The sequence below is a fragment of the Arthrobacter sp. CDRTa11 genome, from assembly GCF_026427775.1.
Lineage (GTDB): Bacteria > Actinomycetota > Actinomycetes > Actinomycetales > Micrococcaceae > Arthrobacter.
On record NZ_CP044532.1, the window covers coordinates 2,472,565 to 2,485,777 of the forward strand.

Consider the following 13,213-nt stretch of genomic DNA (forward strand, 5'->3'; position numbering starts at 1 on the left):
GTTTAGGCTTTCTCGGTCGGTGTGGGGGAGGGCCAAAGGGTGAATTCTCCGAACTTCCCGCCACAGAACATCAGTGCGTCGCCCATTCCGGCTTCCATGGCCGATACCGAACCGACGATCATGTAGTGGTCCCCGGCAACAATTTCGGAGAGCACTTTGCAGTCAATCCATGCTGTGGAGTTGATGATTCTCGGGGTGCCTATGGCACTTTCCTCATAGTCGATGCCGTGGAACTTGTCGTCGCCCTTCCGTGCCAGCGCCTTGCAGACGCTCAGTTGCTCTATCGAGAGCATGTTGGCCGTGAACCGGCCCAGGTTGCGCAGGGCGGGCCACGTACTTGAGGACTTATCCACGCAGAAAGTGACCAGGGCAGGTTCGAGGGATAGGGACTGGAACGTTCCCACCACGAACCCCATGGGTTTGCCATCATCGGTCAGGCCCGTGATCGCAACAACGCCGGTGGGGAGCAGGCCGAATATCTGGCGGTAGTCGCTTGGCGTGATTGTTCCTACCGGAACAGTTGTTTGCGCGTTCATTGCTGTTCTCCCTATAGGGCTTTGGTCGATAAGTTGTCGCGGTACACGGCTCCGGGGTGGTCGTCGGCCAGTCGCGTTTGGCCGGCGCCGAAGAGATTCTCACGCAACGTTCCGCCGTCGTACCCCGTGCGCATCAGGCCGCGGCGCTGAAGCTCGGGAACCACAAAATCGGTGAAATCCTTGATGTCCTGATACTTCACGGCATGGCTGACGTTGAAACCGTCCACGCCGGTTTCCTCGATCCATGAGTTCAGTTCATCGGCGACTGTCTCCGGCCCTCCGACGATGACCGGCGAAGTTCCGCCGATGCCGATGTACTCCGCTATGTCCCGAGGTGTCCATTCCTTATCGGGGTCCATCTTTGAAAAGATGTCAACCATCGTCTGGCCGGCGTTGGTCTTAACGTGCCGCAGGGGAACGTCGGGGTCGAACGTGGACATGTCCAATCCGCTCCACCCGCTGTACCTGGCCATAGCACCCTCGTAGGACACCAGCTTCCGGTACGCCTCATACTTTTTCTGCGCCTCAGAATCCGTCGCTCCGCTGATCACGGTGATCATCTGAAGGGCGGCGATGTGGGCAGGATTCCTTCCTGCTTCCTCCGCTTGCTTGCGGAGTCGGTCGACCTGCTGCTTTAGCCCTGACTTGGACGTGGCATTCATGAATACCGCTTCCGCGGTGGCCGCTGCCAGGGCGATGCCTTTGCTGGAGCCTCCTGCCTGGAAGATCACCGGGGTGCGCTGCGGGGAGGGCTCGCAGAGGAAAATGCCTGGAACCGTGAAGTGCTGACCTGAGTGTTCGATGGGATGCACACGCTGTGGATCGACGTAGGTTGAGGAAGCGGGATCCGCTACAACTGACTGCTCTTCCCATGAGGATTCCCATAGTTTGAGGGCGACATCGATGAATTCCCCGGCTACCTCGTACCTGTCGTCGTGGGCGCGTTGGACTCCGGTTCCGAGATTCCGGGCCGCGCTGTCTGCGTAGGAAGTCACGACGTTCCAGCCGATCCGTCCGTCCGTCAGATGGTCGAGCGTGGCGAACTTCCGGGCAAGGGAGTACGGGTGGTCGTACGCAGTTGTGGAGGTCACGCCGAAGCCAAGGTGGGCGGTTACAGCTGCCATGGCGGGAATGACGTAAGAAGGATCGTTGGCAGGGATCTGCGCTGCATCCTTCAGCGCAGCGTCGACGTTGCCGCGATAGACGTCGTGGTATCCGACGTTGTCGGCGAAGAAAATCCCATCGAAGCACGCCTCCTCCAGCATGCGTGCGTAGTCGACCCAGTACTTCAGCGACTTGTACTCGCTACCCCTGTCTGCAGGGTGCTTCCACACCCCGGCCGACAGGTGTGCGGGCCCGGTGAAGTCGAAGGCAAAGAGCCTCATTTGCGTCATGGTTAGAATTCCTTCTGTTCACTAGGTGAACACCTTGATTGCTTGGTGAACAAAGCATAGGGTGGTGTGTGTCACATCGTCAATAGGGAATTGAAAGCCGCGTTCAATATGTGAAACGATGATGTTAATCAGAGCAGTGTCGCCGGGAGTGTGGCCGGGAAGGATGGGGGGTTTCTGGCGGCGCCAAGCTCCAGGTGGGGCGACGTGGATCACCTACGACAAGGCATCCAGCGCCATTGCCTGGCTAGCAATTTAGAAGATCTCAAGGGGGCAATGGTGGCCATTTTGGCCGAACTTATTGGCTGGATCGGAGCATTGGCCATCCTGGCGGGATATGCGGCATTCTCGCTCGGCTGGATCGCCAACGGGCCGATCTTTCAGGCGTCCAATCTTTTCGGATCGGCAGCCTTGCTCCTGAATGCGTATCACCACGGGGCTTGGCCTTCAGTGGTCCTCAATGTTGCCTGGGCCGCAATCTCGAGCATTGCGTTGTATCGCGTCCTGAAGGTCAGGAGGCCAACTGTTCCTTTGACAGGCCTGCCGGTGCCTAGGAATAAGGCTGATTCGTCGATTCTCGAAGACTGATCACGGCGGCGCAAACAGGGTCAAGCGTGGTCCATCTTGGAAGGCGTCGTCGATCAGGGCGTTTGAGTTCGACGGGAGATGCCTGCTTCCACAGCTGACATCCTCAATCGAAGAACGCCCAACTATGGACCCACTATCCGCAATGTCCCGATTGGATAACCATTATGACTCCGCAGACGCAGTTGCCCGCCTGGGCAATCCAACGTGTGGCTACGATTCTTGAATCCCAGAATCGGGAGGGCGCGCAAATTAATTCAGCCGTTGACCTTGCTCGGCGGAGCGGACTTAGCAAGAACCTGGCCCGGCGCTGTCTTGATCACCTGCGAAACGGCCCCTTCAGGCCTGCTCGCTAATCCCCAGCTAAGACGACGCCGTATTGAGATCGTGGGTCGTGGCTAAGCCAGGGCCTTGGAAACCTCTTCGGCGGCTTGCCGAACTTCCTCGATCGTTGCCTGTAGGTGCTCCGACTTGAGCCGCTGCGTGGGGCCGTTGATCGTCACAATGCCAATAAGTTCGCCGGCGGGGTCTCGAGCCGGGCAGCCTATGGCGAAGAGGCCTTCTTCGAGCTCATTGTCAAGAACTGCGTAGCCCTGCTCCCGGACCTTAGTGAGCTCGCGAAGGAGCGCATCCCTGTTTGTGATGGTCTCGCGCGTGAAGGACTCGAGCTTCTTCGGCAACTCTGCTTTGATCTTTTCGTCGTTCTGCTCAGCGAGTATCAGCTTTCCCGTTGCGCTGGCATGTAGGGGATAGCTCCCACCAAGATACTGATGGGAAGCGCTCAGGTAGCGTGAGCCCGAGGCCTCGGCGATCACCTCGTGGTCCCATTCGCCGCGCACCATGACAAAGCTGAATGTTTCATTGAGCTTTGTCGCATACTCGTCAAGGATGGGCTGGATCTTGGCGACTGCACCAGCGTAGGGATCGGCCAGCCTTCCCAAGCGGGCAACCTGCCATCCAAGCATGTAGCGATTGTCCGAGCGTTCAACAAAGCCTGTTTGTTCCAAGCTCAGGAGCAGGCGGAAGGCTGTTGGACGTGTCATCTTAACCGCATGAGCCAATTCTGTGACGGTGATCCCTTGTCGGTGGTGCCCAAGTTCCTTTAGCAGCACCGTGGCCTTAATGACGGACTTGTTGGTCAGGTCAAAGGGCTCCTGCGCGGTCACAGATTCATCGTCTGCTGGTGTTTCCTCTGGCGCTACACTGCCTGCCGATGCCATGTCCGCTCCCGTTTGCCGTCTTCTTTGAGGCTTCGTGCTGCCCCTCGATTTCTCCTCCCATCTTAGGGCCTTCAAGTTCCGAACCGCGCGTTCAAAACTCGCTTAGCCAGGAGAATCCGCTTTACCTCAGGGAGGTTGCGACTGGTGCTGAGAACGACCTCGTGGATGCTCAAAGCGGACGGCTTGCTTCCTTCGGCGCCTGGCCTCTGCGTGCCTTGACAGTGAGGCAGGCAACATCTACATTGAACGCAGCGTTCATATTTTTTGGAACGCGATATTCAGTAATTGAACGTTGTCTTAAGTTGTCGCCATGTCAGGCGCAGTCCAAGGAAGCACCGCTGCCATGAAAAACGAACCACTCAGCCTTTTCGCCTTCGACGTCTTCGCACCCTCCCACCTGACCTCCGGGTCGTGGCGCGGCGAAGCGGACCAGGGCCACCGCTACACGGATCTCGCGTACTGGACCGGTATTGCCCAGATGCTTGAGAAGGCCGGTTTCGACGGGATCTTCTTCGCCGACAACCTCGGGTACCACGATGTCTTCCGCGGCAACGGCGATGCCGCCCTCCGCGACGCCGCCCAGTTCCCGATTAACGACCCGACCGTGCTGATCAGCGGTATGGCCGCAGTAACCAAGCACCTCACCTTCGGTGTCACCTGCTCGGCCACCTACGAACCGCCCTACCTGCTGGCCCGCAAGTTCAGCACGTTGGACCACCTCACCTCCGGCCGAGTCGGCTGGAACATCGTGACCTCATACTCCGAAGCAGCGGCCCGCAACCTCGGCAAAGAGCAGCAGCTCACACCGGCTGAGCGCTACGACCAGGCGGACGAGTACATGGAGGTGGTCTACAAGCTGTGGGAGAGCTCGTTCGAAGAGGGTGCTGTGGTTCGTGACGCCGAGTCAGCAACGTACATTAATCCTGACAAGGTGCACCAGATCAACCATTCCGGCCAGTACTTCACGGTCCCCGGTTTCCACCTGTGCGAACCGTCGCCCCAGCGCACCCCGGTCCTGTTCCAGGCCGGCTCCTCTTCCAGGGGCATGGAATTCGGCGGCAAGCATGCTGAGGCCGTCTTCATTCAGGCCACCTCCGTTGAAGGTGCAAAGCGCAGCGTGGCTAAGCTTCGTCAGGCGGTGGCCGACGCCGGCCGAGATCCCCGGGACATCAAGGTGGTCATTCTGCTCACTGTCGTAGTTGCCCCTACGGATGCGGAAGCCCAGGCGAAGTACCGGAAGGCCGTGGAAACAGCTCCGATTGACGGCATCCTCGCCCGTTTCAGCGGCTGGACCGGCATCGACATGTCCGAGTACGAACTAGACATTCCGCTCCGGTCCGTTGGTACCAAGGCCGGCCAGTCCATGGTGGACATGTTCTCCAAGGCGGACCCGGACCGGGACTGGACCCCCCGCCAGATCGCAGAATTCCTCGCGGTGGGTGGCACCGGTTCCACCATTATCGGTTCCCCGGAGACAGTTGCTGCAGAGCTGCGCCGTTGGCGCGACGAGGCTGATATCGACGGCGTCAACCTCAGCTACATCACCAAGCCCGGCGGCTGGGAAGAGTTCATCGAACTCGCCCTTCCCGAGCTCCGCGCCCAAGGCATCATTGCCCCGGTCCGTGCCGAGGGCGAGGAACCCGTCACGTTACGCGAAAAGCTCTTCGGCCAGAAGTACACGCTAAACGGCCACCCGGCCACGGCACAGCGCGCCCAGCACCTCACCGAAGCGGCCAGCTAGACCCGTTCCCGTCACGACGGCCAAAACCAACGGAGATACCCCCATGACTGAACAGACGGACGTAGTCGTCATCGGCGCCGGACTTGCCGGACTCATCACAGCCCGTGAACTGGGCAACCGCGGCCACAGCGTGGTTGTCCTGGAAGCCCGCGACCGCCTTGGCGGCCGCCTGTGGACCGACCGTCGTCTCGGCCAGAACCTGGAGCTCGGCGGCAACTGGCTGCACTGGACCCAGCCGCATGTCTGGGCAGAGGTCACCCGGTACGGACTCGAGGTCTCCCGCGGCCCGCGCTCGGAAGAGACATTCTGGCTCGCCGGCAACGAGGTGCGCCGCGGAAACCTGGACGACTTCATGCAACTGATCGACCCCGGCATGACACGGCTGCTCGAAGACACCATGAAGTGGCTCCCGCGCCCGGACGCGCCACTGACCAATCCGGACCTTGCCGAGGCGGACCAGTACAACCTGCAGGAAATGCTGGACAAGCTGGACCTGTCCGTGGACGAGCGGAACGCCAACGAGGCAGCGTGGGTTGGCCACTTCAACGCACCCCTGAACCAGTGCGCCTACGTCAACGCCCTGCGCTGGACGGCCGGTTCCTCCGGCCACTGGCACCTGATGCACGAGGCCTCCGCCATCTTCCGGCTGAAGAACGGCAACGACACGCTTGTGACGGCGATTGCAGAGGACACGGAAGCGGACATCCGCGTCAACGCCCCGGTCGCCTCCGTTCGCCACACGAGCGAGGGCGCCACCGTCACCTACGGCGACGGCCAGGAGATCCGGGCCAGGAAGGTGGTCATCACCCTGCCGCAGAACATTCTGCACAAGCTCGATGTCCAGCCTGCCCTGTCTGAGGGCAAGCTCGCCGCCAGCAGGGAAAGGACAGCGTCGCAGGGCGTCAAGGCCTGGATCCGCGTCAAAGGACCCATCAAGCCGTTCTTCGCCTATTCCGCGCAGGACAAGCCGCTCTCGGTGATCCGCACAGAGTTCGTCGGGGAGGACGACGCCGTTCTGGTCGGCTTTGGTGCCGACGCGAACCGCATCGACGTCACCGATCCCGCGCAGATCCAGGAAGCCATCAAGGTATGGCGCGATGACCTGGAAGTCTTGGAAGTCACCGGTCACAAGTGGGGCGAAGACCCCTACGCCGAGGAGACCTGGCAGATCCAGCGCCCCGGCCAGCTGACCAAATACCACGCAGCACAGCAGGCCAGCGAAGGTGCGCTGCATTTCGCCAGCAGTGACATCGCCAATATCTGGGCGGGCTTCTTCGACGGTGCCATTGAATCCGGCCTGCGTGCTTCCCGCAATATCCATGCAGAACTGAAGGTCGAGCGATGAGCGCCCCAGCACTTGAAAGCCGACGGATCGATTCGGATACCTACCGCAGCGTCATGCGGAACCTGCCCACCGCCGTCGCCGCCGTCTGCTCCACCGATCCGATGACCGGTGACCGGAACGGCATGATCGTGGGAACGTTCGCCTCGCTGTCCATCGAACCGGCGCTGGTGACATTCAGCGTTATGCACTCCTCCACGAGCTGGCCGAAGATCTCCGCAGCCGAAACCTTCAGCGTCAGCCTGCTCGCCGAAGACCAGCAGCAGGTCTGTCGGGCACTTTCAGCAAAAGGTGAGGACAAGCTCAGCACCGTCAGCTATTCCGAATCCCCCTGGGGAACGCCACACATCCATGGCTCCCTTGCCTGGTTCGACTGCCGGATCGAGCAACAGTTTGCTGCCGGAGACCACGTGGTGGTCATCGCCAGCGTTCTGGAAATGACAGCCGGTGAGGGCGACCCCCTCATCTTCCACGGCGGCCGCTTCGGAAGCTTCAGCGACAGTCGTCCCACTTCCTCCTAGGCAGGCATAGAGGCCCGCCCCAAAAGTTTTAAGGAACACTTACATGGATATCACTCCAGACACGGAACAGACTCCGTCCACGAATATCACTCCTGCCTATTACCGCCAGGTCCTGGGGAAGCTGCCGACAGGGGTCGTGGCCATCACCGGCATCAACGACGACAACGAAAAGCTCGGACTGGTGGTCGGAACCTTCCAGTCACTGTCCCTGGAGCCGCCACTGGTCATGTTCTGTGTGGACAAGTCGTCCTCCAGCTGGCCGAAGCTCCGCAAGCTGCAGAAATTTACCGCGAACATCCTTGCCGATGACCAGATCGCCATCTGCCGGTCGCTGTCGCGCAAGGGACCGGAAAAGTTCGAGAATCTGCCCTGCACCGAAGGGCCACTCGGCACCCCACACCTGGACGGGGCCACCGCCTATATCGACTGCCTCGTCACTGCCGAGGTGGTCGTCGGTGACCACTACATGGTGGTGGGCGCAGTTAGCCACATGACCGAGGGCAACGGCGACGCGCTACTGTTCAGGGCTGGAAAGTTCGGCCAGTACCAACCCCTTGAAATCCCCACCGAAGCAGCAAGGAGCGCATCATGAGCACCAGACGGGAAACAATTCTCAAAGCTTGGAACGGTGCATGGGGAGACGGCGACGTTGACGCCTTCGAACGAATCCTCGCCCCCGGATACATCCGCCGGTCCAAGTCCGGGACCGAGGACTACGCCAGTTTGCGGAAGACCATCCAGGCAATGAACACAGCATTCCCGGATTCAGCGATCGAGATCCTGCAAATAATCGAGGACGGCGACAGGGCGGCAATCCATTGGCAGACCCGCGGCACCCACCAGGGAACCTACATGGACGTACCCGCCACCGGCCGGACCGTCACTGTTACCGGGGCATCCTTCCTGCGGTTCGAAGACGAGAAACTCGCCGAGGAATGGGTCGTCTGGGACCCGCGGGAACTTCTTTCCGCTCTCGGCATCTGGCACCTGGGCGCCGGCAACTGAACCGGACCGCTGCCGGCCCGCAGCCGGGGCACGGGTCCACGCACGCACATACCTCATCCTCACAGGAGACTCGACAATGACACTTAACGGACATTCCCTGATCGCTGGGCATTCTGTCGCCGGCACGGACGGCACGTCCTTCGGTATCAACCCAGCCACGAATGAAGCGCTGGAACCGCCCTACACACTGGTCAGCGAGGATCAGCTTAAGACAGCAAGCGATGCCGCCACGGACGCTTTCGAGTCCTTCCGTAACCTCCCCCCGGAGCGCCACGCCCTGTTTCTGGAAAGCATCGCCGACAACATCCAAGCCATCGGTGACGAGCTAATCGACCGGGCCTCGGCGGAGACGGGGCTGGGAACTGAGCGGTTACGCGGCGAGCGTGCCCGCACCGTGGGCCAGCTGCGTTTGTTCGCGAACGTCGTGCGTCAGGGTGACTTCCGCGGCGTCCGCATCGACCCCGCCCTGCCCGGCCGGACGCCGCTGCCCCGCGCGGACATCAGGCTCCGCGAGATCCCCCTTGGACCCGTCGCTGTGTTCGGTGCCAGCAACTTTCCCTTGGCCTTCTCGGTCGCAGGCGGGGACACCGCCTCGGCCTTGGCAGCTGGCTGCCCCGTCATCGTGAAAGCACATAACGCCCACCCAGGTACCTCGGAACTGGTGGGTCACGCAATCAGCCGGGCCATCCGCGACCTGGACCTGCACCCCGGCGTCTTCTCACTGGTCTACGGATCCGGAGCAAGCATCGGCCAGGCGCTGGCCGCCGATCCCGCCATCAAGGCGATCGGCTTCACGGGTTCCCGCGCCGGCGGCACCGCGCTGATGCGTACAGCTGCGGCCCGTCCGGAACCCATCCCCGTCTACGCGGAGATGTCCTCGATCAACCCGGTTTACGTACTGCCTGGCGCCCTCGGCGGCGACGTCGATGCCCTGGCCCGTGGTTACGTCGCCTCGGTCACGGGCAGCTCCGGCCAGCTGTGCACCTCGCCGGGCCTCCTGTTCGTCCCCTCCGGCGAAGCTGGCGATCGGCTTGCGGCCTCCATCGAGACAGTGATCGCCGAACAGGCAGGCCAGACGATGCTCAGCCCCGGAATCGCCATGTCCTGGCAGCAGGGCCATGACTCCCTGGATGCTGTTGCCGACGTCGAACTGATCGGCAGGGGACTAGTCGGCAGCACGGCCAACGCCCCCGCCCCTGCCGTCTTCGGTGCGGACCTTGACGTCTTCATGGCCAACAAGGTCCTGCATGAGGAAATTTTTGGGGCCGCCAGTCTTATAGTGCGCTACAAGGGCGTGGAGGATCTCCTTGAGGCCACCATCAAACTCGAGGGTCAGCTGACTGCCTCCGTCCACGCCACGGAAGGGGACTACGCCTCTGTCGCAACCCTTATTCCTGTACTGGAACACAAGGTGGGCAGGATTATCATCAACGGTTGGCCCACTGGGGTAGAAGTTGGCCACGCCATGGTCCACGGCGGACCGTACCCGGCAACCTCGGACTCGCGGACCACTTCAGTGGGAACACTGGCCATTTCCCGCTTCCTGCGGCCTGTCTCGTACCAGAACTTTCCTGAGCAGTTGCTTCCAGCGGCCCTGCAGGATTCCAACCCGTGGAAGGTAAACCGGCTCGTCAACGGCGAGGCGGAGAGCCAGACGCGCTGACTGACCCTGCCTGAACTCTTGATATCCGGCTCCGGACGCGTCTGGTTGACCCAGAAGGCGTCCGGGGCCGGATTTTCACACACATTGAAGGAACTTCATCCCATGTCTACCACCACACTCGAGGACATCGCGGGCACGCTCCGCACCGCCCGGCTGCAGGGCGAACCCATCGCAGCACCAACCAAGACGTGGCCGGACCTCGACGCCGATGCCGCGTTCGAGGTTCAGGAGATCAACGTCAAACACGCGGTCGCCAACGGTGACCGACTCGTGGGTTACAAGCTGGGGAACATCGCCAAGGTCATGCAGGACGCCTTTGGTCTCGACCAGCCGGATTACGGGCACCTCCTGTCCAGCGTCTTCGCCTATGAAGGAACGACGCTGGAGCGGGACAAGTTCATCGAACCATTCGTGGAACTTGAGCCTGCGTTCGTGCTGCGTAAACACCTCCGCGGCCCGAACACCACCATCGCCGACGTCATCGATGCAATCGAATTCGCCCTGCCGGCCATTGAAATTATCGACTCGCGCGTCAAGGATTGGGCTATCGGCCTTCCGGACACGCTGGCGGACAACGGTTCCACAGGCGCGGTCATTCTGGGCGGCACCCCTCGCCGCATCACGGATTTGAACCTGCGGGATACCCGCGGAGTTCTGCGGTTCAATGACCGGGAAGTAATTGCCGGAACTACCCGGAACATCCTCGGCAACCCGTTCGCCGCCGTCGCGTGGCTCGTGAACCGCCTGTCCGAGTACGGCGTCGGGTTCGAACCGGGACATGTCATCCTTCCCGGCAGCTGCCTGAAAGCCGTGCCCATGAGGGAAGCCGGCCGCTGGTCGGGCACCTTCGAAGGCTGGGGCACGGTCGAATTTGACGTTACGGCTTGAACTAAAAACCCGACACGGAGGGGCAGCCCCAGGACGGGCTTAGCCCCTTCAGGCACGGTACTGATTCCTCCGATCCAGCCCTTCAACTGAAAGCACACATGCGCCTGGCCAACATCTCCAACCGGCTGACCTTGATAAACCGGAACAGCGAGATCATCGACGTCTCGGAAGAAACCGGTGGGCTCTTCAGTCCCCGCATCGAGGAATGCTACGAGCGATGGGATGAACTCCTGGAAGTCGCTGCAACGCTCGGAGGCATAACCGGAAGGCCTCTGGCTGAGATTATGCCCGAGGAGTTCGGGAATCCTGCGCCGCAGCCGAGGCAGGTCTTTGCGATAGGGCTCAACTATGCCGCTCACGCGGCGGAAGCATCCCTGGCGGTGCCGCAGGATCTTACGGTGTTCACGAAGTTTGTCACCTCGCTGGCGGGACCGTACGGAACCATCACACTCCCGCCCGGGACCGTGGACTGGGAGGTTGAGCTCGTCGTCATTATCGGCCGGGGCGGCCGCCACATTCCCAGGGAGCGGGCGTGGGGGCACGTTGCAGGAGTTTCCGTTGGGCAGGACCTGTCAGAACGCACCATGCAGGCTGCCGGTCCCGCACCCCAGTACAGCCTCGCGAAGTCCTTCCCCGGATTCGGTCCGATCGGCCCGCTGGTGGTGACCCCGGACGAGTTCGATGACCCCGACAATATCGAACTTGGCTGTGTACTAAACGGTAAAGAGGTACAGAAGGGACGTACTGCCGACATGGTCTTTCCGGTTCCCGAGATCATCTCCCGCTTGTCCAGGGTCACTCCGCTGCTGCCAGGAGACGTCATTTTTACAGGCACCCCTCCTGGAGTGGGCGTCGGCCGCACTCCCCAGCGTTTCCTCGCGCCTGGAGACGAACTTGTCACATATGTGCGCGGCGTAGGCGAAATGCGCCACAGGATGAAGGCCCAAAGATGAGCCTGCGTTTCTTGAGATAGGAAGATCAATGCATTGGAAGGCAAGTTCGCCCTGGTCACCGGCGGGGGTCAACGCATAGGCCGAGGTATTGTGGATCGCCTCCTTGAGGAAGGCGCGCAGGTGGCGACTGTCCAGCGCCGGCCGCTGGACTCTGACCTGGAGAGGCACCCAAGGGTTCTCGGCATTCAAGCGGACGTGAGCGACTCGTCAGCGATCCCCGGAGCTGTCAACATACGATGCAACGCAATTGCTCCGGGATGGATTTCATCGCACTTGAGCGAAACCTACGTCGAGTCCCAAGCTGATTTCGCTATCCAAGACCATGACGGCAGCGGTGCTCACCGGCCACGGTGGTTTCGACACGATCGACCACCGCACTGACGTGACCGTTCCCCGGCCAAAGCAAGGGGAGGTGCTCATCGAGGTTGCCGCCGCAGGGATTAACAACACGGACATCCACACGCGCATTGGCTGGCATTCCAAGGCCGTGTCGTCTGGCACTGACGCCGGGGGCGCCTCCGGCTTCGCGGGCATCAATGACACCGACACCACGTGGTCCGGCGAGGCCTTGGCCTTCCCCCGTATCCAGCGCGCGCCGAACGGGTCCTCATTACCGGGGCGTCCGGAGGGGTCGGCCTGGCCGCCGCACAGCTGCATGGAGCGTAACGAGATTCATCCAGTGGTTTCCAAAACATACCCTTGGCCGACATCGCACAAGCTCAACAGGACTTCCTGTCCAAAAGGCACATCAGGAAGCTCGTGCTCATCCCGCCGCCCATATCGTCCTCATCCGCGGCCCTCATGAGTGGAAGGGCAGAGGTTGCCCCTCACGAAAATCGCAAGCATCGTGCACTACCGAGTAGACCTTCCCTGAGAACAAGCCTCGGCTTCGTCCAAATATGAACGTGACGTTCATAACGAGGAAATATTCGACCAAAGTCCTTGTTTGCAACCTGTGGCTTATGCCATAATCGATGGACGTTCAATAGATGAACGTGACGTTCAATACTTCCTATTGGTCGATCGTTTCAGAGAGGAAGCCATCATGACCATCGCCCACCGCGTTTTTTCCACCGCTTTCGATGCCAGGCATGGCCGGCCCCTTCCGCAGGTCGGCCGTGCCCGGTATCGGGACGCTGATCCCACTGACTCCCTGCACGTCGGGCCAACGGGAAGCATCACCTGCTCGCCTTGGGAAGGTCTCTACCTGGAAGAGGACGGGACGGCCGAACCAGCCATTGATAACAGCGTGGAGATCAGCACAGCACTGGACCGCTTCCTCAGCAGCATGATGTACGGCGAATAGGACCTGACTGAGTCGGAATAACACGCCACCGAAACCTCCGTTTGCCGGAACTGGGGAGGTTC

14 protein-coding genes are annotated in these 13,213 nt (G+C 61.1%); 11 read left to right on the forward strand and 3 right to left on the reverse strand.

The genetic code is table 11. The features are described 5' to 3' along the window. Positions 1-2: 2 nt before the first annotated feature. The gene (locus F8G81_RS11075) at positions 3-536 is read right to left on the reverse strand and encodes a flavin reductase family protein (RefSeq protein WP_267279017.1); all 534 of its coding nucleotides are present in this window, start codon (positions 534-536) and stop codon (positions 3-5) included. An 11-nt stretch (positions 537-547) separates the two neighbouring features. Then, entirely contained in the window at positions 548-1,930 is a 1,383-nt protein-coding gene (locus F8G81_RS11080; RefSeq protein WP_267279018.1) for an LLM class flavin-dependent oxidoreductase, read from the reverse strand. A gap of 204 nt (positions 1,931-2,134) precedes the next feature. Here F8G81_RS11080 and F8G81_RS11085 point away from each other — a divergent pair, with 204 nt between their 5' ends. Next, positions 2,135-2,515, forward strand: coding sequence for a CBU_0592 family membrane protein (locus F8G81_RS11085; RefSeq protein WP_267279019.1), 381 nt, complete (start codon positions 2,135-2,137; stop codon positions 2,513-2,515). A gap of 395 nt (positions 2,516-2,910) precedes the next feature. Here F8G81_RS11085 and F8G81_RS11090 read toward each other — a convergent pair whose 3' ends face one another. Further along, a complete protein-coding gene (locus tag F8G81_RS11090) occupies positions 2,911-3,678 on the reverse strand; it encodes an IclR family transcriptional regulator (RefSeq protein WP_267279020.1) in 768 nt (255 codons plus the stop codon). 397 nt (positions 3,679-4,075) lie between these two features. Here F8G81_RS11090 and F8G81_RS11095 point away from each other — a divergent pair, with 397 nt between their 5' ends. The 10 genes from F8G81_RS11095 (at position 4,076) to F8G81_RS11140 (ending at position 13,151) form a co-directional block, all read left to right on the forward strand. Beyond that, positions 4,076-5,473, forward strand: coding sequence for an LLM class flavin-dependent oxidoreductase (locus F8G81_RS11095; RefSeq protein WP_267279021.1), 1,398 nt, complete (start codon positions 4,076-4,078; stop codon positions 5,471-5,473). 43 nt (positions 5,474-5,516) lie between these two features. Beyond that, complete coding sequence (locus tag F8G81_RS11100; RefSeq protein ID WP_267279022.1) at positions 5,517-6,818, forward strand: flavin monoamine oxidase family protein; 1,302 nt, start codon at positions 5,517-5,519, stop codon at positions 6,816-6,818. Beyond that, a complete protein-coding gene (locus F8G81_RS11105) occupies positions 6,815-7,336 on the forward strand; it encodes a flavin reductase family protein (protein ID WP_267279023.1) in 522 nt (173 codons plus the stop codon). The genes F8G81_RS11100 and F8G81_RS11105 overlap by 4 nt, the downstream gene beginning before the upstream one ends. Positions 7,337-7,379: 43 nt before the next feature. Continuing rightward, positions 7,380-7,928, forward strand: coding sequence for a flavin reductase family protein (locus F8G81_RS11110; protein ID WP_267279024.1), 549 nt, complete (start codon positions 7,380-7,382; stop codon positions 7,926-7,928). After that, on the forward strand, positions 7,925-8,341 hold the full coding sequence (locus F8G81_RS11115; protein ID WP_267279025.1) for an ester cyclase: 417 nt from the start codon (positions 7,925-7,927) through the stop codon (positions 8,339-8,341). Before F8G81_RS11110 ends, F8G81_RS11115 begins: the two co-directional genes overlap by 4 nt. A gap of 76 nt (positions 8,342-8,417) precedes the next feature. Further along, positions 8,418-10,004 carry an aldehyde dehydrogenase (NADP(+)) gene (locus tag F8G81_RS11120; RefSeq protein ID WP_267279026.1) on the forward strand — a complete coding sequence of 529 codons (1,587 nt, stop codon included), beginning with the start codon at positions 8,418-8,420 and terminating at the stop codon, positions 10,002-10,004. Positions 10,005-10,106: 102 nt separating this feature from the next. Then, on the forward strand, positions 10,107-10,892 hold the full coding sequence (locus F8G81_RS11125) for a 2-keto-4-pentenoate hydratase (RefSeq protein WP_267279027.1): 786 nt from the start codon (positions 10,107-10,109) through the stop codon (positions 10,890-10,892). A gap of 98 nt (positions 10,893-10,990) precedes the next feature. After that, on the forward strand, positions 10,991-11,845 hold the full coding sequence (locus F8G81_RS11130; RefSeq protein ID WP_267279028.1) for a fumarylacetoacetate hydrolase family protein: 855 nt from the start codon (positions 10,991-10,993) through the stop codon (positions 11,843-11,845). A 90-nt stretch (positions 11,846-11,935) separates the two neighbouring features. Next, entirely contained in the window at positions 11,936-12,226 is a 291-nt protein-coding gene (locus F8G81_RS11135; RefSeq protein WP_267279189.1) for a hypothetical protein, read from the forward strand. Between the two features lie 664 nt (positions 12,227-12,890). After that, positions 12,891-13,151, forward strand: coding sequence for a hypothetical protein (locus F8G81_RS11140; RefSeq protein ID WP_267279029.1), 261 nt, complete (start codon positions 12,891-12,893; stop codon positions 13,149-13,151). The last annotated feature ends 62 nt before the right edge of the window (positions 13,152-13,213 follow it).

Bases quoted from the DNA above. Each gene is read 5' to 3' on its own strand.
- F8G81_RS11075 (WP_267279017.1), bottom strand. From the start codon at position 536: ATGAACGCGCAAACAACTGTTCCGGTAGGAACAATCACGCCAAGCGAC.
- F8G81_RS11080 (WP_267279018.1), bottom strand. From the start codon at position 1,930: ATGACGCAAATGAGGCTCTTTGCCTTCGACTTCACCGGGCCCGCACAC.
- F8G81_RS11095 (WP_267279021.1), top strand. From the start codon at position 4,076: ATGAAAAACGAACCACTCAGCCTTTTCGCCTTCGACGTCTTCGCACCC.
- F8G81_RS11100 (WP_267279022.1), top strand. From the start codon at position 5,517: ATGACTGAACAGACGGACGTAGTCGTCATCGGCGCCGGACTTGCCGGA.
- F8G81_RS11105 (WP_267279023.1), top strand. From the start codon at position 6,815: ATGAGCGCCCCAGCACTTGAAAGCCGACGGATCGATTCGGATACCTAC.
- F8G81_RS11110 (WP_267279024.1), top strand. From the start codon at position 7,380: ATGGATATCACTCCAGACACGGAACAGACTCCGTCCACGAATATCACT.
- F8G81_RS11115 (WP_267279025.1), top strand. From the start codon at position 7,925: ATGAGCACCAGACGGGAAACAATTCTCAAAGCTTGGAACGGTGCATGG.
- F8G81_RS11120 (WP_267279026.1), top strand. From the start codon at position 8,418: ATGACACTTAACGGACATTCCCTGATCGCTGGGCATTCTGTCGCCGGC.
- F8G81_RS11125 (WP_267279027.1), top strand. From the start codon at position 10,107: ATGTCTACCACCACACTCGAGGACATCGCGGGCACGCTCCGCACCGCC.
- F8G81_RS11130 (WP_267279028.1), top strand. From the start codon at position 10,991: ATGCGCCTGGCCAACATCTCCAACCGGCTGACCTTGATAAACCGGAAC.
- F8G81_RS11140 (WP_267279029.1), top strand. From the start codon at position 12,891: ATGACCATCGCCCACCGCGTTTTTTCCACCGCTTTCGATGCCAGGCAT.